Origin of the sequence: Nitrospirillum goiasense (assembly GCF_034427435.1) — a bacterium.
In the GTDB taxonomy this organism is placed as follows: domain Bacteria; phylum Pseudomonadota; class Alphaproteobacteria; order Azospirillales; family Azospirillaceae; genus Nitrospirillum.
In genome coordinates, this window is record NZ_JAXQNP010000002.1 from 941,963 (window position 1) to 965,915 (window position 23,953).

At 68.4% G+C, this 23,953-nt stretch carries 20 protein-coding genes and 1 pseudogene; 14 read left to right on the forward strand and 7 right to left on the reverse strand.

Going from position 1 to position 23,953, the window contains the following annotated elements; all coding sequences use genetic code 11:
• The first annotated feature begins 206 nt into the window (after window positions 1–206).
• Entirely contained in the window at window positions 207–1,646 is a 1,440-nt protein-coding gene (ltrA, locus tag ULB03_RS06805) for a group II intron reverse transcriptase/maturase (protein WP_322482468.1), read from the forward strand.
• 110 nt (window positions 1,647–1,756) lie between these two features.
• Here the strand turns inward: ltrA and ULB03_RS06810 are convergent, their stop codons facing one another.
• The 3 genes from ULB03_RS06810 to ULB03_RS06820 all read right to left on the reverse strand — a co-directional run bounded on the left by ULB03_RS06810 (window position 1,757) and on the right by ULB03_RS06820 (window position 4,036).
• The gene (locus ULB03_RS06810; protein ID WP_322482469.1) at window positions 1,757–2,359 is read right to left on the reverse strand and encodes a YcbK family protein; all 603 of its coding nucleotides are present in this window, start codon (window positions 2,357–2,359) and stop codon (window positions 1,757–1,759) included.
• Window positions 2,356–3,027 carry a response regulator transcription factor gene (locus ULB03_RS06815; RefSeq protein WP_322482470.1) on the reverse strand — a complete coding sequence of 224 codons (672 nt, stop codon included), beginning with the start codon at window positions 3,025–3,027 and terminating at the stop codon, window positions 2,356–2,358. The genes ULB03_RS06810 and ULB03_RS06815 overlap by 4 nt, the downstream gene beginning before the upstream one ends.
• A 124-nt stretch (window positions 3,028–3,151) precedes the next feature.
• Entirely contained in the window at window positions 3,152–4,036 is an 885-nt protein-coding gene (locus ULB03_RS06820; RefSeq protein WP_322482471.1) for a hypothetical protein, read from the reverse strand.
• Between the two features lie 513 nt (window positions 4,037–4,549).
• Between ULB03_RS06820 and ribA the strand changes: the two genes are divergently transcribed.
• The 6 genes and pseudogenes from ribA to irrA all read left to right on the forward strand — a co-directional run bounded on the left by ribA (window position 4,550) and on the right by irrA (window position 11,395).
• Complete coding sequence (gene ribA / locus ULB03_RS06825; RefSeq protein WP_322482472.1) at window positions 4,550–5,701, forward strand: GTP cyclohydrolase II; 1,152 nt, start codon at window positions 4,550–4,552, stop codon at window positions 5,699–5,701.
• A 166-nt stretch (window positions 5,702–5,867) separates the two neighbouring features.
• Window positions 5,868–7,622, forward strand: coding sequence for a hypothetical protein (locus ULB03_RS06830; RefSeq protein ID WP_322482473.1), 1,755 nt, complete (start codon window positions 5,868–5,870; stop codon window positions 7,620–7,622).
• 171 nt (window positions 7,623–7,793) lie between these two features.
• Entirely contained in the window at window positions 7,794–8,372 is a 579-nt protein-coding gene (locus tag ULB03_RS06835) for a L,D-transpeptidase family protein (protein ID WP_322482474.1), read from the forward strand.
• 92 nt (window positions 8,373–8,464) lie between these two features.
• A pseudogene (locus tag ULB03_RS06840) lies at window positions 8,465–9,120 on the forward strand (glycerophosphodiester phosphodiesterase family protein).
• 213 nt (window positions 9,121–9,333) lie between these two features.
• Window positions 9,334–10,731: an NAD(P)H-dependent flavin oxidoreductase gene (locus ULB03_RS06845; protein ID WP_322482475.1), complete on the forward strand. Its 1,398-nt coding sequence runs from the start codon at window positions 9,334–9,336 to the stop codon at window positions 10,729–10,731.
• 220 nt (window positions 10,732–10,951) lie between these two features.
• A complete protein-coding gene (gene irrA / locus ULB03_RS06850; RefSeq protein WP_322482476.1) occupies window positions 10,952–11,395 on the forward strand; it encodes an iron response transcriptional regulator IrrA in 444 nt (147 codons plus the stop codon).
• A 96-nt stretch (window positions 11,396–11,491) separates the two neighbouring features.
• On the opposite strand, the gene ULB03_RS06855 is transcribed toward irrA, so the two are convergent.
• On the reverse strand, window positions 11,492–11,929 hold the full coding sequence (locus ULB03_RS06855) for a hypothetical protein (protein ID WP_322482477.1): 438 nt from the start codon (window positions 11,927–11,929) through the stop codon (window positions 11,492–11,494).
• Window positions 11,930–12,145: 216 nt separating this feature from the next.
• On the opposite strand from ULB03_RS06855, the gene ULB03_RS06860 reads away from it, so the two are divergent.
• Window positions 12,146–12,823: an NAD(P)H-binding protein gene (locus ULB03_RS06860; protein ID WP_322482478.1), complete on the forward strand. Its 678-nt coding sequence runs from the start codon at window positions 12,146–12,148 to the stop codon at window positions 12,821–12,823.
• A 2-nt stretch (window positions 12,824–12,825) separates the two neighbouring features.
• On the opposite strand, the gene ULB03_RS06865 is transcribed toward ULB03_RS06860, so the two are convergent.
• On the reverse strand, window positions 12,826–13,407 hold the full coding sequence (locus tag ULB03_RS06865) for a pyridoxamine 5'-phosphate oxidase family protein (RefSeq protein ID WP_322482479.1): 582 nt from the start codon (window positions 13,405–13,407) through the stop codon (window positions 12,826–12,828).
• Window positions 13,408–13,601: 194 nt separating this feature from the next.
• On the opposite strand from ULB03_RS06865, the gene ULB03_RS06870 reads away from it, so the two are divergent.
• The 6 genes from ULB03_RS06870 (at window position 13,602) to ULB03_RS06895 (ending at window position 20,754) form a co-directional block, all read left to right on the forward strand.
• A complete protein-coding gene (locus ULB03_RS06870; RefSeq protein ID WP_145735304.1) occupies window positions 13,602–14,306 on the forward strand; it encodes a response regulator transcription factor in 705 nt (234 codons plus the stop codon).
• Window positions 14,307–14,381: 75 nt separating this feature from the next.
• Window positions 14,382–16,175 carry a stimulus-sensing domain-containing protein gene (locus ULB03_RS06875; protein ID WP_322482480.1) on the forward strand — a complete coding sequence of 598 codons (1,794 nt, stop codon included), beginning with the start codon at window positions 14,382–14,384 and terminating at the stop codon, window positions 16,173–16,175.
• A gap of 173 nt (window positions 16,176–16,348) precedes the next feature.
• Complete coding sequence (gene trpB / locus ULB03_RS06880; protein ID WP_322482481.1) at window positions 16,349–17,557, forward strand: tryptophan synthase subunit beta; 1,209 nt, start codon at window positions 16,349–16,351, stop codon at window positions 17,555–17,557.
• Window positions 17,554–18,390, forward strand: coding sequence for a tryptophan synthase subunit alpha (gene trpA / locus ULB03_RS06885; RefSeq protein ID WP_322482482.1), 837 nt, complete (start codon window positions 17,554–17,556; stop codon window positions 18,388–18,390). The genes trpB and trpA overlap by 4 nt, the downstream gene beginning before the upstream one ends.
• 108 nt (window positions 18,391–18,498) lie before the next feature.
• Complete coding sequence (gene accD / locus ULB03_RS06890; protein WP_322482483.1) at window positions 18,499–19,416, forward strand: acetyl-CoA carboxylase, carboxyltransferase subunit beta; 918 nt, start codon at window positions 18,499–18,501, stop codon at window positions 19,414–19,416.
• 51 nt (window positions 19,417–19,467) lie between these two features.
• On the forward strand, window positions 19,468–20,754 hold the full coding sequence (locus ULB03_RS06895) for a bifunctional folylpolyglutamate synthase/dihydrofolate synthase (protein ID WP_322482484.1): 1,287 nt from the start codon (window positions 19,468–19,470) through the stop codon (window positions 20,752–20,754).
• A gap of 28 nt (window positions 20,755–20,782) precedes the next feature.
• On the opposite strand, the gene ULB03_RS06900 is transcribed toward ULB03_RS06895, so the two are convergent.
• Window positions 20,783–23,140, reverse strand: a complete 2,358-nt coding sequence (locus ULB03_RS06900) for a TonB-dependent receptor (protein ID WP_322482485.1) — start codon at window positions 23,138–23,140, stop codon at window positions 20,783–20,785.
• A gap of 199 nt (window positions 23,141–23,339) precedes the next feature.
• The gene (trxA, locus tag ULB03_RS06905) at window positions 23,340–23,654 is read right to left on the reverse strand and encodes a thioredoxin TrxA (RefSeq protein WP_416211141.1); all 315 of its coding nucleotides are present in this window, start codon (window positions 23,652–23,654) and stop codon (window positions 23,340–23,342) included.
• Window positions 23,655–23,953 lie beyond the last annotated feature (299 nt).

A 23,953-nucleotide genomic window follows, 5' to 3' on the forward strand; every position in this document is an offset into this window, starting at 1 on the left:
CCGCGTTGGTAAATCCGGCGGCGCCCGAGTGAAGGATCAGTGTCTTACCCTGGGAGATCTTTCCGTCTCTCCGGACGAACCGGAGTAGGGAGCCGGAGACGGGGCCCGATGGGGGGAAGAAGTCAGCCGAGGCCATAGTAGTCCGGAAGAGGAAAGCCGGGCGAAGGGCCGAATTCGACAGCCAAGGAGCAGGTTGGTTCCATTCGATGAGCGTGAAGCGGCAGCAAGGCACCGATGAGCAAGGGGACTTTCTGGATGAAGCCCTGAAGGCATCGCTGCGCCACGGCGCCCCCGGTGAAGGCGGAACCGGAACTGGGGCGTATGAGGAGCCACAAGCGACCACGGCATGGGATCAGGACCGAGCCTTGACGCGGTACCTGATGGAAGAGGTCGCCAGTTCGGCGAACCTGAACCGAGCCTACAAGCGGGTGAAGGCGAATGGCGGAGCGCCGGGTGTGGACGGGATGACCGTCGGCGGCCTGCGTCCGTGGATCGCCTGCAATCGTGAAAGGCTGATCGCTTCACTGCTGGACGGCAGCTTCCGGCCGCAGCTGGTGCGGGGGGTTGCAATCCCCAAGCCGGGCGGAGGGATGCGCCAACTGGGCATCCCGACGGTGGTTGACCGTCTGGTTCAGCAGGCGATCGCGCAAACCCTGGAACCGCTGCTTGACCCGACCTTCTCGGCGTCGAGCTTTGGCTTCCGCCCGGGACGCGGGGCGCACGACGCCTTGCGCCAAGCCCGGGAGTATGTGGCCGAGGGCTATGGGACGGTAGTGGACATCGACCTGGAGAAATTCTTCGACCGGGTGAACCACGACATTCTGATGGCCCGTCTGGCGCGGCGCCTTGGCGACCAACGCCTGCTGCGCATCATCCGGCGCTTTCTGCAAGCGGGGATGATGGCGGGGGGCGTGTGCATCGAACGATACGAGGGGACGCCGCAGGGCGGCCCGCTATCGCCGCTGCTCGCCAACGTGCTGTTGGATGACCTCGACCGGGAATTGGAAAGCCGGGGCCACCGGTTCTGCCGCTATGCCGACGATTGCAACATTTATGTGCGGTCGCAGGCGGCGGGGGAGCGGGTGATGGCGTCGGTGAGCCAGTTCCTGGAAAAGCGCCTGCGCCTCAAGGTCAACCGGCAGAAGAGCGCCGTCGCCCCGGTCGGGGAACGCCAGTTCCTCGGCCACCGCCTGGGCCGGGACGGGAGCATCGGCCTCGCGCCGAGGAGCCTTGCCCGAGCCAAGGATCGTCTCCGCCGGATCACCCGCCGCAACCGGGGCATCGCCCTGGAGCGGATGATCGCGGAGACGAACGCCTTCACCACAGGCTGGGTGACATACTTCCGACACGCCCAGTGCCTGAAGGCGCTGCGTAGCCTCGACGGATGGCTCCGTCGCAAGCTGCGCTGCGTCCGTCTCAAGCACTGCAAGCGCGCCAAGGGCATCGCCGACTTCCTCCAGGAAGGCGGCGTGCCGGAATGGCGGGCATGGATCACGGCCCTCTCGGGAAAAGGATGGTGGCGTCTGGCCGGGAGCCCTGCCGCTCACGAAGCCATGACCACTGCCTGGTTCAAGACGCTCGGCCTGATCAGCCTCGTCGATCACCACACCGCGCTAAACGCTGCCGGAAACCGCCGAGTACGATGAGTACCCTCGGTGGTGTGAGAGGGGGAGACCGTGAGGAATCCCCCTACTCGATTCCGCAGCCGCTGTCTTCCCGAACATCCCATAGGATGCGACCGCGTCCGGCAAACCCATCACCGCGTGGAATACGTTGCCCAGGTGCGCACGGGGCCGGTGTCCACATGGGTGTGGCCGCTGCCGTCGTAGAAGGCGGCGCCGCCGCGCTGCATGGTCTTGGCGATCTCGGTGATGGCGTCGCCCTTCAGCGCCGGGATGCGGATATCGGCGGCGCGACCCTGCATGTGGAAGCTCTCGCGGGCGGCGTTGCGGTTGACCTTGACCAGGGCGGCATTGGTTTCCGGCGAGCGATAGCCCGACAGGATGTCCACCTGGGTGGTGGGTGGCAGGCTGGCGCGCAGGATGACGCCGCTGATGAAGTCCATCAGCGCGGGGTCGATTTCGTGGGTCTCGCCGGTATGGCGGTCGCGCATGATGTGCGCCACATCGGCCATGGCGCGGCTGTCATAGGCGCCGTCGTGCCAGTAGATGACGTCGATCCTTTCCTTGCTGGGCGGGTGCACCAGCACGATGCGGCGGATGGCCGCCGTGTTGGCCGGCGGCAGGTCGGCCTCCGCCGGCGGCACGGGAAAGGGCTTGGGCGAACCGCCGCAGGCCGCGACCGCCAGCATCAGGGAAACGGACGCCGCGCGGGCCAGGCGGAAGGGGAGGTTGATCATGGGGTCAGTCGATATCCGCCGGGTTCGGTCACCAGCAGGACGGCGTTGGCCGGGTCCCGCTCCATCTTCTGCCGCAGGCGGTAGATATGGGTTTCCAGGGTGTGGGTGGTGACGCCTTCGTTGTAATTCCACACTTGGTCCAACAGCTGTTCGCGGCTGACGACGCCGCCGCCCGCCCGATGCAGGAAGGCCAGGATCTGCGCCTCCTTGTCGGTCAGGCGGGTCTCACTGCCCGTGCCCTCCTCACGCAGGGTGCGGGCCAGGGCGCGGAACTCATAGGGACCGATGCGCAGGACGGGGTCGTCGCCGGCGGGCCGGGCATGCTGGCGCAGCTTGGCCAGCAGCGCGCCGATGCGGAAGGGCTTCACCAGCCGGTCGCTGCATCCGGGCACGTCCGGTTCCCCCTCCGCCGCCATCAGCAGGATGGGACGGTCGATCCCGGCCTGGCGCAGGGCGGCGCAGAGGACGGCGCCCTCCATATCCGGCAGGCGGCTGGCCAGCAGGATGACCTCGAACGTTTCCACCTGCGCGGCGGCCAGGGCGGATGCGCCGTCCGTCGCCTGGCGCACGTCGAATTCCTCCAGGCTGCTCAACTGCTCCGCCAGCAAATGGCGCAGGGTCTCGTCATCCTCAACCAGCAACAGCTTCTTGGCGCCTGGGGTCGTCATCGGCCTGGACTAGGGGAAGTTGGGTGGCGGTTTCGTCGACTTATTAGCACGGGTGCGGATGGTTCGCACGGGGGGCGTCGCCGGGAGGACGAGGGGCGGAGGGTGTAAACCAAGAGGACGCGTCCTACCGCCGCGCCAGGATGTCGGCGTGGCCCACGGTCAACTCGGCCCGCAGGACGGCGGCGCGGCGACGCTCCCCCCACGCCCCGATGCGGTCGGCGGCCGCCGGGTCGCGGGCCGCGGCCTGGGCCGCCAGCATGGACACCAGGTGCAACTGGGCCTGGCGGCCGCGCAGCCCCGACAGCCGCCAGTCGGACCGGGCCCCGTCCAGGCGATAGCCCGCGGCCTCCAGCTTGGTCACCAGCACGGACGACGCCTGGTCACCCAGCGGCGGACCGAAGCCATGGTCGCGGTTGGCGCTTTCATTCGCCAAGGCCACCACCATGCCATCGTCCGGATCCTCCGGTGTCCAGGCCAGACGGCCGTCCTGCACCCCGGTGGCCAGTACCGGCGGCAGGCCGCTGGCGATCAATTCGGCTATGAAATGATCTAGCCACTCCGCCGATACCCGGTCGAAGAAGGCGTTACCGGCGACGCCGTCATGGCGTTGTATGCCCAGGTCATGCAGATCGGTCGACATGTCCTGGCGGATCAGGGTCAGCCGGCTGCGCATGTCGTCGCCGGCCAGGATCAGCTCCGCCACCGCACCGTCCACGGCGTTGCGCGCCATGCGCCAACCCGATTCATGCGCCCAGCGCTGCATGCGGTCCGACACCCCGGCCAGCAGGTCGGCGTCGGTGTCCATCAGGGTCCAGTCCTGGATCATGCGGCCCAGGCGGGGCAGCAGATGGCGCACGTTGGCGCCCAGCCCCGCGCCCAAGTCCAGGATGTGGGGACGGGACGGCACCATGCGGGCGAATTCCCAGGCCAGCTCGATAGCCCGCGCCTTGTCATCCAGCGGCTCGCGCAGGGCGTGCCAGTCGCCGTCGATGACCTGGGGCTGGATCATGCGGCGCCCTTGCCGCCGGCGCGGGGCGCCGACTGGGGGAGGGGGAAGGCCGGAACGAGGGCACGGAACATCCGTGAAGGTCCTGAAGTAACGGGTACCCCCATGCGGGGCTTGACTGAAGGGAAAGCCGTCGCACCGGGGTGGACGCCGAATAGTAGCCGCCGCGCCTTCAACTGGTCCATCCCGCGAATGCGCTGTTACTTTGGTGTCTTCGCACGGGAAAAGCCATGGCGCGATCGGTCATATCAGGCCGCCATAGGCGAGGGGGGCGATGGCGGGGTAGGGGCCATGGCCGGATTATTCCCCACTATCCGTCCCTTTGGCCCTCTCCGGCGGGCTGGGGACCCATGCAACGCTAGCGCTTCGCGCCTGCGCGCGGGGTCGATACCGTGCAGATCGGTGGAACTGGTTGTGCCGGGCGGGGCCAATGACCATGTTCTGCCCATTACCCGTGCTGTTGACGCGTCCCGATACGCAGCCGTCCCTCCTTCCTGTGTCGCCTGGATCATCCGCATGTCGCTCGCCGCCGAACCGATTTCACCCCTGATGCGGACCGCCAGCCGTTCCGTGCAGCGCGCGGTGTCCGAATTGCGCCGCGGCGATCTGGTGATGCTTCAGGGCGGCGATGGCCGCGCCCTGCTGGTCCGCGCGGCGGAGATGACGGACGCGCCGGCCTTGGCCTTGGTGCGCCAGATCGCGGGGGCCGAGCCAGCCCTGGTCCTGACCGACAAGCGCGCCATCGCCGCCGGCATCCTGGATCAGGCGGTTGACCCGGCCCTGGCCGATCCGATGGGCGCCGGCACCGTGGTGGTCGCCCCCGCGCAGGGGCTGACGCCGGATCTGGTCCGGGTGCTGGCCGATCCCACCCGCCCTGGTTCCGCCCAGGCCGTGCAACCCGCCGTCCGCCCGTTCCCCTCGGCCGAGGGCGAGGCCCTGCTGCTGGTCAAGCTGGCGCGCCTGCTGCCCGCCGTCATCGTGGCTGAGGTGGCCGCCGACCGCGCCGGCGAGGTGGCGGAGCGTAACGACCTGCTGAGCGTGCGCGGGGCCGATGTCCAGGCCTACCAGGCGACAGGGGAATCCACCCTGCGCCAGGTGGTGGAGGCGTCGGTGCCCCTGGCGGACGCGGAGAACACCCGCCTGATCGCCTTCCGCGCCCCCGATGGTGGGGTGGAGCACCTGGCCATCCTGATCGGCACCCCCGACCCGGCGCAGCCGGTGCTGGCCCGCCTGCATTCCGAATGCTTCACCGGCGACCTGCTGGGCTCGCTGCGCTGTGATTGCGGCGCCCAGTTGCGCGGCGCCATCCGGGAGATCGCGGCCCAGGGCAGCGGCGTGGTGCTGTACCTGGCGCAGGAGGGCCGCAACATCGGCCTGATGAACAAGCTGCGCGCCTATCGCCTGCAGGACGCCGGCGTCGATACGGTGGACGCCAACCTGATGGTGGGCTTCGAGGCGGACGAGCGCACCTATCTGCCGGCCGCCACCATGCTGAAGGCCTTGGGCTTCAACGCGGTGCGCTTGATGACCAACAACCCGGACAAGCTGGCGCAGCTGGCCCGGTGGGGTGTGCAGGTGGTGGACCGCGTCCCCCATATCTTCCCCGCCAACGGTCACAACGTCGCCTATCTGCGGACCAAGGCGGAAAAGGCCGGCCACCTGTTGTGATCGGCCCGCCGGCGGGGCAGCCCGGTAAATCCCGCTGGTCCCGCCCGGTTGAATCTGCCGATGGGCGCTTTGAGGAACGTGGAAGTTCCGGCCAGTAGATTGAAAATCCTTACATTTTCGGCTGGCACATCGCTTGCTTAAGGGTATGGGTGCAGGAGAAAGCCCCATGACCCCCAGCGTCCAGTCTGCCCTGTCGCCGACCTACCCCGATCCCGCCCTGGCGGGTGGTGTCGGTACGGCCGCGTCCGCGACCGGGCAAGGCGGCACCGGCCTGGCGGGGGTGCCGGAGGACTTCCAGAACCAGCTGGACCAGCAGGTGGCGCAGGACAGCGCGGTGAAGGCCGCCGGTCTGCCCGGTCAGGGGACGGCGGCGGTCCAGGCCCAGGTGGCGGCCGCGCACAAGGACAACCACCTGTCCTTCTGGGACGTGGTGGATGTCATCAACCCGCTGCAGCACATCCCCGTCATCAGCACGATCTACCGTGAGATCACGGGCGACACCATCAAGGCCCCTGCCAAGATCCTCGGCGGCCTGCTGTATGGCGGCCCCATCGGCATGGCGCTGGCCACCGGCGACGCCATCATCGAGGAAGAGACGGGCGAGGACGTGGGCGGCCACGTCATGGACGCCCTGGGCCTGGGTCACCATCACAAGGTCGGCACGGTCACGCTGGACCCTGATGAGGACAAGGGCGGCGGCAAGGGGCACCAGGGGGGGCAGGAGCAGCCCGACGAGGCCCCGACCGCCGGCCGCGCGCCCGTGGCCAAGGTCGAGTCCCTGGTCTTGGCGCCCCAGACGAACGAGACCGCCGCCGCGCCTGCCGCGCCCGTTCCGGGGCAAATGGTCCGCACCAGTTCCGTTCCCGCCGATACTGCTGTTGCTAATGGGGGTCCCACCGGTGCCGTGCCGGGCCTGGCCACGCCGGCCTCCACCCTCAAGTCGCCCGGCCTGAACGCCGCGGGCAACGCCCAGGGCCAGGCCTTTCCCAACCTGGCGGCGGTGCCCGCCATGGCCGTGGCCGCGCCCGGGGGGGCCGCGCCCGGCGCCAACCCCACCCAGGCCCTGGCGCAGCAGGCGACCCAGGTCACCAACGCCACCCAGGCCTTGGCGCAATCGGCCAACGCCGCCGCCAACATCGGCGTGGGCACCCAGTCCATGCCCCTGGGGGCGGCGCCGCAGCTGATGCCGGCCCAGGCCGCCGCCATGGCCAAGCCCGCCGCCGCGTCCGACGCCGGGACCCACCTGGGGCAGAAGCAGGCCCATGGCCTGACCCTGGCCAACTATCGCGCCATGGCCGGTGCTGGTGCCGGCGCCCCCACCGGCCGCACCCTGGTCGCGCCCAGCTATATCCAGAACATCAAGTCGGCCACCGCCGGCCCCACCGTGCTGCAAACCGGCGCCGTGCAGGCCAATGCCGCCCAATCGCAGGCGGTCCAGTCCCCCGCCGCCCAATACCCCGCTGGCATGGCGGCCGCGTCCCATCCCGCCATGATCCAGGTGATGGACGGCGGTGCCGCGCAGCCGGCACCGGCACAGCGCACCACGCCGGTGCCGCAGGCCATCCAGGCCTATAACAACGCCATGGGCCAGGACACGGCGACCTTGCTGGCCCAGGCGACCGCCGCGTCGGCCAGCATCAACGGCAGCAGCACCCCCACCGGCGCCCCCACCGGCGTCCAACCCACCGGCACCCAGCCGGCGCCATCCCAGCCTGCCCCGTCCGGCGGCACGCTATCGGCAAGCGCCGCGCCCCCGGTCGGTGTTGCCGGCGGCCAACCGGCGCCCCAGAACGGCGCCGCGATCATCAGCAGCGCCAGCGGCGCGCCTCCGCCCCTGCCCAACCAGTTCATCGCCGACATCATGATGGCGAACCTGGCCAAGTACCAGGCGATGAAGGACGCCCAGGGCGCGGCCCATTAGAGCGGAACGCGATCAGGTGTAGTCACCTGATCGTGTAAATCCGCTCTATCATGAACAGGTTAAGAGCGAGATGCGATCAGACATGATCGCATCTTGCTCTAAAGGGGCTGGGCCGGCGCCGCAGCGTGATCGGGGGTCCCATCGCCCCCATGTCCGGGCTATAGAAGGGGGATGGACATTCATCTGATCCCCGATCCCCTCGGCCCCGCGTCCGCCGGCTCTGGCGGGGGCCATCGCGTGCGCTGGCTCGACCCGCAGGGCCGCACCCAGGAGGCCGCGTGCGTCATCGGCCGGGGCGGCGTCATCGCCGACAAGCACGAAGGGGACGGGGGCACGCCCGTGGGCTGCTTCCCCTTGCGCCGTGTGCTTTACCGCCCGGATCGCCTCCACGCGCCGGTGACGGCCCTGCCGGTGGCGGCCCTCACGCCCAGCGACGGCTGGTGCGACGATCCCGGGCATCCGGCCTACAACCGCCCGGTCACGCTGCCATTCCCCGCCGGTCATGAGGTGATGTGGCGGGACGATGCCGTCTACGACATCGTTGTGGTGCTGGGGCACAACGACGATCCGCCCGTGCCCGGCCGGGGCAGCGCCATCTTCATGCATCTGACGCGGCCCGACCGCGCGGCCACGGCCGGCTGCACCGCCCTGGAGGCGGATGATCTGCGCCGGCTGCTGTCCCACTGCCAGCCGGGCGACCGGCTTTGCGTTTCGCCTGCCATGCCCCTGCCACCCCGGGAAACACCATGAGCGATATCTTGCCGTTGGGGCCTTTGCCCCGCCTGATCGGCCACCGGGGTGCCGCCCGCCACGCGCCTGAGAACACGCTGGCCGGCATCCGCATGGCGGCGGCCCAGGGGGCCAAGTGGGTGGAGGTGGATGTCAAGCTGACGGCCGACCTGGTGCCGGTGCTGATGCATGACGACACGCTGGACCGCACCACGGATGGCAAGGGGCCGGCCAAGGACATGACGCTGGACGCCCTGCGCGCCCTCGATGCCGGTTCCTGGTTCTCTCCGGCCTTCCGGGGGAGAAGGTGCCGACGCTGGTGGAGGTGATCCAGCTGGTTTTGGCCCTGAACCTAGGTATCAACCTGGAGATCAAGCCCTGCCCAGGGCGGGAGGAGGAGACGGCCGGCGTGGCCCTGACGCTGGCCTATTCCCTGTGGCCGGACGACAGGCCGCCACCCCTGGTCTCCTCCTTCGCCGACGCGTCCCTGGACATGGCGCGCCAGGTGGTGCCGCGCTGGCCCCTGGGCTATCTCATCGACCGGCGGCCGGCCAACTGGCGCCAGCGGGTGGAGACGCTGAACGTCAGCACCATCAATGTGAACGCCCGCAGGGAGGACGCGGCCAGCATTCGGGAGTATAAGTCCACCGGGCGGCCGGTGCTGGCCTACACGGTCAACACGGTGCCCATGGCGCGGGAGGTGCTGGGCTGGGGGGTGTCGTCGGTATTCACCGACACGCCCAGCGGCCTGGCCGGCATCGCGGGCTGAACAGGACAAGGGGACGCGGGCGGATGTGGGCCAAAACATCGGTCGCGGTCCGCGTAAACAGGACGAGAGGCCTTTCGTCCGCCCCGGTTTTCCTATATCCAGCCTGCGTCATGTTAGCGGCCGCCCGCCGCGACCCTATATATGTTGGGGGCCGAACCAACGTCCGCGTGCCCGTGGGCTTGGTTGAACGGCCTGGTTTGCAGGAGACGTGAGTTGAAGGCGCTGCGGCCCTTGGTGATGTCCGGTAAGGAAGTGCTGCCCGTCGTCGAAGGCGGCAAAGGCATTTCCGTGTCCAACGGCGAAAGCTCCGGCGCGTGGGCGTCGGCGGGCGGCGTGGGGACCTTCTCCGGCGTCAACGCTGACGCCTATGACGAGAACGGCGCCCTGATCCCGCAGCTCTACCACGGCAAGACCCGCCGGGAACGGCATGAGGAATTGATCCGCCATTCCATCCGCGGCGGCATCTACCAGGCCCGCGTGGCGCATGAGACGGCGGGTGGCGAAGGCCGCGTGCACATGAACGTCCTGTGGGAAATGGCGGCGGCCGAGCAGATCCTGCATGGCGTGCTGGAGGGGGCCCAGGGCCTGATCCACGGCATCACCTGCGGCGCCGGCATGCCCTACCGCGTGGCCGAGATCGCGGTGAAGCACGGCGTCCATTACTACCCCATCGTCTCGTCAGCCCGCGCCTTCCGGGCCCTGTGGCTGCGCGCGTACAACAAGTTCCGCGACTTCCTGGGTGGCGTGGTCTATGAGGACCCGTGGCTGGCCGGCGGCCACAACGGCCTGTCCAACAGCGAAGACCCGCTGAAGCCCGAGGATCCCTATCCGCGCGTGAAGGCCCTGCGCGAGATGATGAACAGCTTCGGCCTGACCGAGACGCCCATCATCATGGCGGGCGGTGTCTGGTGGCTGTCGGAATGGGAGGACTGGCTGGACAATCCCGAGATCGGGCCCATCGCCTTCCAGTTCGGCACCCGGCCGCTGCTGACCCAGGAAAGCCCCATTTCGGACGCGTGGAAGCAGCGGCTGTTGACCCTGAAGAAGGGCGATGTCTACCTGAACCACTTCTCCCCCACGGGCTTCTATTCCTCCGCCGTCAGCAATCCCTTCCTGGAGGAGCTGAAGGGCCGGGCCGAGCGCCAGGTGGCCTATTCGGTGGAGCCGGTGGGCGATCTCACCGCCGAGTTCATGGTGGGTCCGCGCGGCCGGCCGGTTTACCTCACGGAGCATGACCGCGAACGGGCGCAGGGCTGGGTGGCTGGCGGCAACAGCGTGGCCCTGAAGACCCCGGACACCACCCTGATCTTCGTCGATCCCGCCCAGGCGGCGGTCATCCGCCAGGACCAGATCGACTGCATGGGCTGCCTGTCGGCCTGCAACTTCTCCAACTGGGCGCAGAACGAGGAAGGCACGACCGGCCGGCGCGCCGACCCCCGGTCCTTCTGCATCCAGAAGACCCTGCAGAACATCAGCCATTCCGAGGATGTGGAGCACCAGCTGATGTTCGCCGGCCACAACGCCTACCGCTTCGCCAGCGACCCCTGGTACCAGAATGGCTTCGTGCCGACGGTGAAGCAGTTGGTGGAGCGGATCGCGACCGGATACTAAAAGCGGATCGCGACCGGGTACTGAGTGCGGATCGCGGCTTCGGCGGCACGGGGGATATCTCGTGCCGCCGGCCGAATGGTGGGTGGCGGCAACCTTTTCCCCAGGCGCAGTCCAGGTCAGCGCCTTTAAATCTGGATTCATTCCAAATTTCATGGCTGAATAGCGGAAATCCTAGGGGATCGGGGCTTTTCCGGTCCGTACCCTTGCCCATATGCAGACCATGACCGACCTGATCCACGCCCCCACCCCTGCTGAGGACCCCGGCATCCAGGCGACCGATCGTCTGGCGCGTGCCGGTCTGCGCCCCACCCGCCAACGCGTGGCGCTGGCCAAACTGCTGTTCGACGGCCAGGATCGCCATGTGACGGCGGAACAGCTGCATGGCCAGGCGTCGACCGCCGACATGCGGGTGTCGCTGGCCACCGTCTACAACACCCTGCACCAGTTCACCGAGGCGGGCCTGCTGCGCGAGGTGGTGGTGGAGGCGGGACGGTCCTACTTCGACACCAACGTCTCGGACCACCACCATTTCTTCGTCGAGGGCAGCGGTCATCTGCTGGACATTCCAGGCCATGCCCTGGAGGTCAGCGGCCTGCCGGAGGCGCCGGCCGGCACCCGTGTCGCCCGCGTGGACGTCATCATCCGCCTCAGCGCCGGCGGTTGAGCCGCCAGCCCCTGACGCGGGCATTACCGAAATGAAAGAAGGCCGGTCCCATCGGGGCCGGCCTTCGGTTTATCTGGACTTATTCGGGCCCGGCGCTCACCTGACGGTCTCAAGCGGCCTAGCCACCGGTCTGCCCATGGGCGCGGCCACAGGAGGATAGGGGCTTTCCGTATCGAACATGTCGATGCTGTCGGGGTCGTAGGGAAACCAGTTGGGTCTCCGGTTGGGTTTGGTGTCATCCGAACCGGGGTTGCCCGGCGGCACGGGCGCCAGGCTGTGGCCCGACGGTTTGCCCGGCCCGCCCTTCGCCGTCACCTGGTGCAGGCCGTAGATGGCCGCCAGGCCCAGGGTGGGCCCCAACACCATCAGGCTGGCGCCCCAGGCCAGGATGGCGATGTCCATCTTCAGATCAAGGTCGGGCAGCAAGAGCTGGGCGGCGCCATACACGGCCAGTTCGGACATGCCGAAAACCAGGCCAAGGGTGATGGCGTTGAAAGCAGGCACGTCCTGAAGGATCTGAGTGTCCTTTTTCATAACAGCCTCCCTATTTTATTACATGAATGATGCGCCCACTTTTCGAATTCCGCCACTACCCATTTGGGCGTCTCGAACAGACGGCATGAAGCCTTTCGCAATTGCGAAATAAAGCCGGTTGCGCAGCAGCGACATTCGGGCCGGCCACCTGTTTCCTTAACGCCCGCGTCCCGTGGTAAGGTCCCGCGATTTCGCGTTTTTCGGAGACGTCAGGGTATGGACACGGCGGCGGGTTTGCGGGTTTTGCTGGCGGGGGGCACGGGCTTGGTGGGCGGCCACACCCTGGGCCTGCTGTTGAAGTCGCCCAAGGTGGCGCAGGTGGTCAGCCTGGTGCGCAAGCCCACCGGCATGACCCATCCCAAGCTGCGTGAGCTGGTGGTGGATTTCGCCACCCTGGGCGACCTGCCGCCGGATGTGCAGGTGGACGCCGTGTTGTGCGCTTTGGGAACCACGCGCAAGGAGGCCGGCAGCGACGCGGCTTTCCAGGACGTCGATCTGAAATATGTGGTGGCGGTGGGCAAGGCCGCGCGCCGCGCCGGCGCCACCTTCTTCGGCGGCGTCTCCTCCGTCGATGCCGACTCGACCTCCCGCCATCTTTACCTGAAGACCAAGGGCATGATGGAGGATTACGTGGCCACCCTGGGCTTCACCTCCCGCCATTTCCTGCGGCCCTCGCTGCTGCTGGGCAAGCGCCGGCAGGACCGGCCGCTGGAACGCCTGTTCCAGGCGCTGGCGCCCATCGTCGGCCCCTTCTTGGGGGGCCGGCTGGAAAAGTACCGCCCCATCCCCGCCACGGTGGTGGCCGCCGCCCTGGTGACCACCGCCAGCCAGCCTGCCATCGGCGGTGTGCGCACCCATGAGTACAGCGCCATCCGGTCCCTGGCGGGGTTGTAGGATCACGCCCTGAGATCGGCCGCCGCCAGCCAGTGGATGCGGCCGAAGCCCGCGACCAGATGGGCCTGGGCGACGCCCATGCGCCAGAAGCGGAAATCGGGGAAGTCGGCGTAGAGGGCGGCCGAGGGGTGACGGTCCAGGTAGGCGGCGCGTGCCGCCTCCGCCTCCGCGCCGGCCAGGGGGGCGATATGCCCCATGACCGACAGGCGCGGGCCGGTCAGCGGGTTCTCCAGCCCGGCGGTATCCTCGAACAGCAGGGCGGCGCGGCCATCCTGGCGCAGGTTGCGGGTGTGCAGCGCCAGTTCCGACAGCAGCAGCAAGGGCCGGCCGGCATCGTCCAGCGCCACCATCACCAGCGAGGGATAGGGCCAGCCGCCCACCGGCGCCGTGTCGTCGGCACTCCCGTCCTGGTCTGTTGGTGGCACCCCCGATGGCGCTATCAACGTGGCCAGCGTGGCCTGGGGCCGTCCGGCCAGCAGCCTCCGCGCCGTCTCCCGCGCCGCCGCCAGCGCGTCGAGGGGTCGGCCAGTGGGTGGAGCGGGCTCGGCGGAGGCACCAGGACCGGGGGATGTATCGGGGGGCATTGTCACCAGCGTTCCTCCACCCATTTCTTTGGTTCAGGGCCCGGTCCCTTGCGGACTATTTCGCAAGTGGCGGGGCCGGCTGCATACTGTGCCGTAATCATGCCATAGTGCGGGCCAATCTGGTGAACTGGGGCTGTCCTCCGGCATGTTGCCGGACGGCGGCCGGGGCAAGTGAGAGAAGAGGGGTAAACTCCGTGGTTCAGACCATCGCGCTGGTTGACGATGACCGCAACATCCTGACTTCCGTCTCCATCGCGCTGGAGGCGGAGGGGTACGAGGTGCGCACCTACACCGACGGGGATGAGGCCCACCGCGCGCTCAGCTCCCGGCCGGTGGACCTGGCCGTCCTGGATATCAAGATGCCGCGCATGGACGGGATGGAGCTGCTGCAGCGCATCCGCCAGAACTCGGCCATGCCCGTCATCTTCCTCACCTCCAAGGATGATGAGATCGATGAGTTGCAGGGCCTGCGCATGGGCGCCGACGACTACATCAAGAAGCCCTTCTCCCAGCGCCTGCTGATCGAACGCATCAAGGCCCTGCTGCGGCGCGAGGTGTTGAACGCCACCGGCGGCAAGGGCACGGTGGAGCCCGGCTCCGTCATGGTGCGGGGCGAGCTGGTGCTGGACAACGCCCGCCACTCCTGCACCTGGAAGGGGCAGGAGATCGACCTGACGGTGACCGAATTCCTGCTGGTGAAGGCGCTGGCCCAGCGCCCCGGCCACGTGAAAAGCCGCGACCAGTTGATGGACGCCGCCTATGGCGAGCACATCTATGTCGATGATCGCACCATCGACAGCCACGTGAAGCGCCTGCGCAAGAAGTTCAAGGTGGCCGACGCGGACTTCGCCCAGATCGAAACCCTGTACGGCGTCGGCTACAAGTACCGCGACGCCTGAGCGGTGTGAGGGCGCTCACCGGAAAGCGAGGATAGCCGAGGGGCGCATGCCCCGCCGGCGCCTGAGGAAATCAATATGCTCAAGGACATGCTGGCACGACGCGCGGTTCCCGCGGGTGGGGCCCCGGCGGCGCAGGACATGGGGGACGCCCCCGTGCGACGCGGCGCCAAGCCCGAGGGGGAGGGCGACGGCAAGGCGGTCGTGCGCCCCCGCCGGCGGCGCTCGTACGGCGTCATCTCGCCCCTGACGCGTCACATCCTGACCGTCAACCTGCTGGCCCTGGCCCTGCTGCTGTCGGGCCTGCTGTACCTGGAGCGCTATCAGGACTGGCTGGTGCAGCGCCAGCTGGATGTCCTGACCACCGAAGCCAGCATCTTCGCCGGCGCCCTGGGCGAAAGCGCCATGGAGCCCAGCACCGACGAATTCAACGAACCCTCCGGCACCTTGTCGTGGACCATGGCCAGCCAGGTGGTGCGCCGCCTGGGTGACACGACCGACCGGCGCTTTCGCCTGTACGACACCAAGGGCAAGCTGCAGGCCGACAGCCGCGTGCTGAGCCTGGCCAAGGGTACCCGCGTGCAGATCGAGGAACTGCCGCCGCTGCCCGACGGCAACCAGCTGACGCAGCTGGGCATAGACCTCTACAACGCCATCGTCCGCGCCCTGCCCACCCGCGACCATCTGCCCGTCTATCCCGAGGGACGCGCCACCGACGGCACGCACTTCCCCGATGTGCAGAAGGCCCTGAACGGCGAATCCTCCACCCACGTCTGGCGCGTGGCCGGCGACGCCGGCAAGCAGGACATGGTGCTGACCGTGGCCGTGCCCATCCAGCGCTACAAGCAGGTGCTGGGCGCGGTGCTGATCAGCCGCAGCGGGTCGGAGATCGATACCGAGGTGCGCGAGTTCCGCGTGAACATCCTGAAGGTGTTCGGCGGCGTCATCGTCCTGACGGTCCTGATGTCCATCTACCTGGCCAGCACCATCGTGCGTCCCATCCGCCGCCTGGCGGCGGCGGCGGACGACGTGCGCTACGGCCATGGCCGCCAGGCGGTGCTGCCCGACTTCTCCGGCCGGCATGACGAGATCGGCGACCTGTCGCAATCGCTGCGCGCCATGACCTCGGCCCTGTGGGACCGCATGGACGCCATCGAGCGCTTCGCCGCCGACGTGGCGCATGAGATCAAGAACCCCCTGACCTCCATGCGCAGCGCGGTGGAGACGGTGCAGCTGGTGAAGGATGAGACGCGGCTGCGCAAGCTGCTGGGCATCATCGCCGATGACGTGGGCCGCCTGGACCGCCTGATCAGCGACATTTCCAACGCCAGCCGCCTGGATGCGGAGCTGAGCCGGGCGGAGGCCAACTCCGTCGACCTGCGCCGCATGCTGACCATGTTCAAGGACATCCACGACAACACGCTGGGCGCCCAGGATGGGGAGGGGGACGACGACGCCCCGCCGCCGGTGACGGTGACGGTGGACCTGCCGCCCTCCAACCGCAATCTGGTGGTCCCGGGCATCGAGGGCCGCCTGACCCAGGTGTTCCAGAACCTGATCTCCAACGCCCTGTCCTTCTCCCCGCCTGGGGGCAAGGTGGTGCTGGCGGCCAAGGTGGTGGGCGACCGGGTGGAGATCACCTGCACCGACGATGGCCCCGGCATTCCGGCCGGCAAGACCGAGGCCATCTTCGACCGCTTCTATACCGAGCGGCCGGCGGGCGAGAAGTTCGGCACCCACTCCGGGCTGGGCCTCTCCATCTCCAAGCAGATCGTGGAGGCGCACAACGGCCGCATCTTCGCCGCCAACCGCACCGACTCGACCGGCAAGGTGCTGGGCGCGGTGTTCACGGTGCAGCTGCCACGGGGCTGAAGTAGGTGATACGCGCAATTAAGTTGCTGGATCACGGGTCGTCGCGCATGGCCGGCATTTTAGCCCGGCGGCGCCGGCGGTCTTGAAATCGCCGTCAGGGCCGGTATCGTCGGCGGCCTACTTGCCCTTGGGTCCAACCAGGGTGAGCCCAGCTGACATGAGAGCGCCGCCCCATGAGCTTGAACACCTACCGCGCCGGTCCAGACGAGCACGGCCATTTCGGCATCTACGGGGGGCGCTTCGTCGCCGAAACCCTGATGCCCCTGATCCTTGACCTGGAAAAGGCGTACACCGCCGCCAAGGACGACCCGGCCTTCAAGGCCGAAATGGGCTATTACCTGAGCCAGTACGTCGGCCGCCCCAGCAAGCTGTACTTCGCCGAGCGCCTGACCAAGGAGCTGGGCGGCGCCAAGATCTACCTGAAGCGCGAAGAGCTGAACCACACCGGCGCGCACAAGATCAACAACTGCATCGGCCAGATCCTGCTGGCCAAGCGCATGGGCAAGACCCGCATCATCGCCGAGACCGGCGCCGGCCAGCACGGTGTGGCCACGGCCACCGTCTGCGCCCTGTTCGGCCTGCCCTGCACCATCTACATGGGCGAGGTCGACATCGCCCGCCAGCAGCCCAACGTCTTCCGCATGAAGCTGCTGGGGGCGGAGGTGAAGCCCGTCGTATCCGGCTCGCGCACGCTGAAGGACGCGATGAACGAGGCGCTGCGCGACTGGGTCACCAACGTCGGCGACACCTTCTACATCATCGGCACCACCGCCGGCCCGCACCCCTATCCGGCCCTGGTGCGCGACTTCCAGTCCATCATCGGTCATGAGGTGCGCGAGCAGATGGTGGCCATGGAAGGCCGCCTGCCCGATACGCTGGTGGCCTGCATCGGCGGCGGCTCCAACGCCCTGGGCCTGTTCCACCCCTTCCTGGACGACGCCGACGTCGCCATGGTGGCGGTGGAGGCGGCGGGCCACGGCATCGCCACCGGCGCGCATGCCGCCTCGCTGACCGGTGGCCGCCCCGGCGTGCTGCACGGCAACCGCACCTACCTGCTGCAGGATGAGGACGGGCAGATCGTGGAGGGGCACTCCATCTCCGCCGGCCTGGATTACCCCGGCATCGGGCCGGAGCATTCCTGGCTGCATGACGTGGGCCGCGTGACCTACGTCAGCGCCACGGACACGGAGGCGCTGGACGCCTTCCAGCGCCTGTCGAAGGTGGAAGGCATCATCCCGGCGCTGGAATCGGCCCATGCCCTGGCCGAGGTCATCCGCCGCGCCCCCACCCTGCCCAAGGATCACCTGATGGTCGTGAACCTCAGCGGCCGGGGCGACAAGGACATCTTCACCGTCGCCCGCGAATTGGGGGTCAGCCTGTGAGCACCGTATCTTCCCGCATCGATCGCCGCTTCGCCGCGCTGAAGGCGGAGGGCCGCGCCGGCCTGGTCGCCTTCATCACCGCCGGCGATCCGGACCACGACACCTGCCTGGATCTGCTGAAGGGCCTGCCGGGCGCCGGCGCCGACCTGATCGAACTGGGCATGCCCTTCACCGACCCCATGGCGGACGGCCCGGCCATCCAGGCGTCCACCCTGCGGGCGCTGGCCACCGGCGCCCGCATGTCGCGCACGCTGGACCTGGTGCGCGCCTTCCGCGCGGGCGACGCCGACACGCCCATCATCCTCATGGGCTATTACAATCCCATCTACGCCTACGGCGTTGACCGCTTCCTGGCGGATGCCAAGACCGCCGGGGTGGATGGCCTGATCGTCGTCGACCTGCCGCCGGAAGAGGATGGGGAGCTGTGCCTGCCCGCCCATGCCGCGGGGGTCAACTTCATCCGCCTGGCCACGCCGACCACGGACAAGGCCCGCCTGCCGGCCGTGTTGGCCAACACCAGCGGCTTCATCTACTACGTCTCCATCGCCGGCATCACCGGGGCGGGCTCCGCCACCAGTGACGCCATCGCCACCGCCGTGGCCCATCTGCGGACGGGGACCGACCTGCCCGTGGCCGTGGGCTTCGGCATCACCACGCCTGAGGGGGCGGCCGACGTGGCCCGGGTGGCGGACGCCGCCGTGGTGGGCAGCGCCATCGTCCGCCGCCTGGAGGCTAACCTGGACGCCGACGCCAAGGCCAAGCCCGGCCTGGTGGCCGATGTCCTGGGTTTCGTGGCTGAGTTGGCGGCCGGGGTGCGCGGCGCGCGGAAATAGGCTACAAGATCGACTTTCGCCTATCGGGGGCGCGCCTTCGGGTGCCGCCCCTTTGGTGTTTGTCAGCGCCGGCCCCGGCACGGCGACTGTCTTTCCAAGGTTATGCACATGAACTGGCTCACGAACTTCGTCCGTCCCAAGATCCGGGCCCTGGTGTCCAAGAAAGAGGTGCCGGACAATCTGTGGCACAAGTGCCCGTCCTGCGGCGCCATGATCTTCCATCGTGATTTGGAAGAGAACCTGCATGTCTGCCAGCACTGTGGCTTCCACATGCGCCTGGATCCGCTGCAGCGCCTGCGCATGACCCTGGACCCCGGCTTCCAGACCATCGAGCTGCCCAAGCCGGTGGTGGACCCGCTGAAGTTCCGTGACCAGAAGCGCTACACCGACCGCCTGAAGGATGCGCAGTCCAAGACGGGCCGCCCTGACGCCATCGTCGTGGCCCACGGCCGCATCGACGGCCGCGCTGCCGTGGTCGCCGCCTTCGACTTCACCTTCATGGGCGGCTCCATGGGCATGGCGGTGGGCGAGGGCCTGCTGGCCGCGGCCAAGCTGGCCGTGCTGCAGCAGGCGCCCCTGATCGTCGTCCCGGCCTCCGGCGGTGCCCGCATGCAGGAAGGCATCCTGTCGCTGATGCAGATGCCGCGCACCATCATCGCGGCCGAGATGGTGAAGGAGGCGGGGCTGCCCTACCTCGTCATCCTGACCGACCCGACCACCGGCGGCGTCACGGCCAGCTTCGCCATGCTGGGCGATATCCACATCGCCGAGCCGGGCGCGCAGATCGGCTTCGCCGGCGCCCGCGTCATCGAAAGCACCATCCGCGAGACCCTGCCGGAAGGCTTCCAGCGGTCGGAATACCTGCTGGAGCACGGCATGGTGGACATGGTGGTGCACCGGCGCGAGATGAAGGGCATGCTGGCCCGCGTCATCGACCTGCTGCGCAGCCCCGGCCCCGGCGCCGACGTGGTGCGCATCCCCACCGAACCGTCGCGCCCGCGCCCGGTGCCGGTGAACGGTCGCTAAGGCAGGCAACCAGGGACCCAACCAGGGACCATTGAGAGGGGGGACGCGCCCGTGGCGGATCTGGACCAGGTGCTGGCCCGGCTGGGCCAGTTGCATCCCAAGGTCATCGACCTGTCGCTGGACCGGGTGAAGCGGTTGCTGGACCGGCTGGGCCGGCCCCAGGACCGCCTGCCCCCCGTCGTCCACGTCGCCGGCACAAATGGCAAGGGCAGCACCATCGCCTTCCTGCGCGCCATGCTGGAGGCGGCGGGCCACCGGGTGCATGTCTACACCAGCCCCCATCTGGTCCGCTTCAACGAGCGGGTGCGCCTGGCCGGCCGCCTGGTGGATGACGCCGCCCTGGTGACCCTGCTGGAACGGTGCGAGGCCGCCAACCAGGGCGACCCCATCACCATCTTCGAGATCATCACCTGCGCCGCCTTCCTGGCCTATTCCGAGGTCCCGGCCGACGTGCTGCTGCTGGAGACGGGCCTGGGCGGGCGGCTGGACGCCACCAATGTGGTGGACCGGCCGGCGGTCGCCGTCGTCACCCGCATTTCCTTCGACCATACCCAGTTCCTGGGCGACACGCTGGCGGCCATCGCGGGCGAGAAGGCCGGCATCTTCAAGGCCGGCTGCCCCGCCGTGGTGGGACCGCAGGCGCCGGACGTGCCCCTGTCCGTCTTCCGTGACCGCGCCACCGCCCTAGGGGCGCCGCTGTCCGTCGCCGGGGCGGACTGGTCGGCGCTGCCCACCGATATCGGGTTCCGGTTCGAGGGCTATGGCCGCACGCTGGACCTGCCCATGCCCGGCCTGCTGGGCGCCCACCAGATCGGCAACGCGGGCACCGCCATCGCCGCCTTGCAGCACCTGCCCCTGACGGTGCGGGACGCCGACATCGTCACCGGCCTGGCCACGGTGGAATGGCCCGGCCGCCTGCAGCGCCTGACGCGCGGCCCCCTGGCCGACCTGCTGCCCGGCACGCAGCTATGGCTGGACGGCGGCCACAACAACTCGGCGGGCGAGGTGCTGGGCGTTCAGGCTGGGCGCTGGACCGGCACCGGTGAGGGGCTGGACCTGGTGGTGGGCATGATCACCAGCAAGGTGCCGGCGGATTTCCTGCGGCCCATCGCCCCCCATGTCCGCCGCCTCGTGGCGATCTCCATCCCGGGCGAGGACGCGACCCGCCCCGCTGCCGACATCGCCGAGGCCGCCCACGCCGTTGGCATCCCCCAGGTGGCCGAGGCCGCAAGCCCGGCGGACGCCGTCGCCTGGCTGGCCAAGCAGGGTGCGGCGCCCCGCACCCTGATCTGCGGCTCGCTCTATCTGGCGGGCTGCATCCTGGCCGACAACGGTTGATAGTCGGGGAACTGACGGGGCGCCACCCTTACCAGTGCACCTCCACCGAGCCGCCGATGGTCCGCGGGGCGCCGATGATGGCGCGGTTCTGGGAGGTCAACAGGTACTCGGCGTAATGCTCGTCCGTGAGGTTGTTCACGAACAGGTACGCCCCCCACAGCCCGGCATCATAGCCCACGCGGGTGTTGACGATGGTGCGGGCGCCCACGCGGGATTGGCTCTGGTTGGTGCCGATCGCGGTGAACACGGCGTCGCGCCAGTTGGCGTTCAGGTTGGCGACGAAGCCATCGCCGAAATGCAGGTTCACCCCACCCGCCACCGTCCAATGGGGGGCGTAGGGGAACTGCGACCCCGTCAGGTCCACGGTGGCGCTGCCGCCGTTGGGGATGCTCAGTTCATCGAACTTGGTGCGCAGGTAGCCGAGCGAGGCGTACCAATCCACCACCGGGCTGATCTTGTGCGTGGTCTCAAGCTCAAAGCCGTAGAGGTGCGACTTGCCGGCGTTGACGGTGTTGTAGTCGTAGACGTTGTCGCTGAAACGGGCGGTGACCTGCTGGTCGCTCCAGTCCGTGTAGAAGGCGTTGGCGTTCACCGCCAGCGACCCGCCCAGCCACGTGGACCGGACGGAGCCCTCATAGTTCCAGCTGTATTCCGGGTCGTAGGGCACCAGGGTGGCGTGGGCCGCGTTCTGGCTGGACCCGCCGGAACGATAACCGCGCTGCACCGTGAAGGCCGTCACCAGATCGGGCGTCCAGTCCATGGAAACGCCCGCCTTGGGCAGGAAGGCGTCGAAGGTGCGCTGGTTGGACGCGGCGGCCGAGGATGCCTGGCTCACGATGCCGGCCACGCCCCGGTTGATGGCCTGGATGGCCAGGTTCAGCGGCGTGCCCGCGGCGCCGAAGGCGGCGGGGTCGGGGTAGGTGCCGGTGAACTGGGTGGCGGTGCCGGCGCCATACCGGTTCTGTTCATGGTCATAGCGGAAGCCGGCCAACAGCGACAGCCGGTCGGTCAGGCGATAGCGGCCGTCGCCGAACAGGGCCGCCGTCTCCACCTGCTGCGGCTGGTGCGACGTATAGGCCACGGGGATCTCAGGCAGCACCTTGCCATAGGCGGCGCTGATGGCGCTGGCCGTGGCGGCGGGGAAGCCGCCGCTGCGCAACAGGTTGGTGATGGTCGTCAGCGGCGTGGTGACGGTGACATGGCTGTCGGCGTCCAGCGTCAGGTCGCGGTTGTAGTACCAGCCCCCCAGCAGGCCGCTGAACCGCTCATCCTGATAGTTCAGGCGCAACTCCTCGGTGTAGGTGGTGGCCTTGGTCTTGTTGTCCACCACCTGCAGGTCCTGGGGCGTGCCGTCGCTGTCCTGGCTGGCGTCCTGCTTCAGCCGGTTCCAGGAGGCGACGTTGGTCACGGTCAGGGTGTCGCTCAGGCGGTAGGACAGGTTCAGGGTGGCGATGTCCGTATCCACCTTGCCGATGTTGGGCCGGTTGGAGAACGAGGTGCGGTGGTCGTAATAATCGGGCACGTCGGTGCGGACGTACTGGTAAAGGTAACCGCCGTCGCGCCGCGCCCGGTCATAGCTCAGCACCGCCGTCAGGTCGGGCAGGGCCTTGGGCGTCCATTTCAGCTTGCCGCGCAGGTTCAGGCTGCGCAGCGCGTCCTCATGGTCGTCCAGCACGACGTTCTTGATGATGCCGTCGTTGACGCGCCGCTCCGCCGAGACGCGCAGGCCCAGCTCGTCCGTGATCAGCGGGCCGCCGGCGGCGGCGGAAAAGGTGCGCTCCTGCTGGTCCGTCCATTGCACGCGGGCGTCGCCCGTCCAGTGGTCCAGCGACGGGTCGCGGGTGGTGATGACCACGGCACCGGCCATGGCGTTCAGCCCCTGCAGGGTGGATTGCGGTCCGCGCAGGATTTCGACCTGCCCCACATCCCACATGCCGGTCGGCCCGCCGAACAGGGCGGCGCTGGGGATGGGGGCGCCATCGACATAGACGGTGGCGGCGTCGGCGTTGCCGGCGTTGGACACGCCGGTATTGCCGATGCCGCGAATGGTGAAGCCGGAGGCGCCGTAGGTCTGCGAGAGGTTGGCGGTACGGTCGTAGATGTCCTGGATGGTCTGGATGTTTTCCTGCGCGATGCGCGCCGAGGTGGTGACGGCCACGCTGGCGGTCGTCTCCTTCAGGGTGCGGCTGGTCTTTTCACCCGTGACAATGATGTCGTCCAACCCCTCGCCACCGGCTTCCACCCCCGATGTGGCCGCCGATGCCCCCGCCGGTGCCCCCCCAGGGGCGGCATCTTCAGCCCCCGCGGCCAAGGCAGGCGCCACGGGTGACCAGGACAGCGCGGTCATGGCCAAGAGAATATAGGAATAGCTTGTTCTCGCTCGCATTTTTGTCCCCCTCTTTGGCAGGGACCCTAAATGCGCTGTAACTAAGAATCAATATCATTCGCACGAAATACCTGCGATGCGTCTTGGGCGCCGCTTGGGCAAGGAGATTTTGGGCAAAGAGAAAGGCGGGCGCCCCGGGGACACCCGCCTTCTTCTGATACTCGATGTCTCGCGGCCTCTCAGACGAGACCGGCCAGGGTCACAGGTTGGCCTTCACCCAGTCGGTCAGGGCCTGCTTCGGCAGGGCGCCCACCTTGGTGGCGACCACTTCGCCGTCCTTGAACAGCATCAGGGTCGGCACGCCGCGCACGCCGTACTTGCCGGGGGTCAGCGGGTTGTCATCGATGTCCAGCTTGGCCACGGTCAACTGGCCGTTCAACTCTTCGGCGATGGCCTCCAGGGACGGGGCGATCATCTTGCAGGGGCCGCACCAGGTCGCCCAGAAATCCACCAGCACGGGGCCCGAGGCCTGCTTCACGTCGGTGTCGAAGCTGCTGTCCGTCACCTTCACCATATTCTCGCTCATAACGCTATCCTTGGCTGCTAGGGCTCCCGTCGCTCGGGGGTACCTAGGGTGGCCCTACCTAGTAAGGGTAGGTGCGCGGGGGTCCGCGCCCTTTTCACCGCTAAATGTAGGGGGCCGGGGCGGGTATGGTCAAGGCGGGGCCAAACGGGGATCAGGGCGGTGGCCAGCACCCCTTGAAAAGCGGCAAAATCTTCCCCCGCCCGGCGGCCACGGCAGACGAATGTGCCGGTCTGCGCTCACGTTGCCGCGTCGGCGCGGGGTAATGGGCCAAGCCGGGCCGGGACATC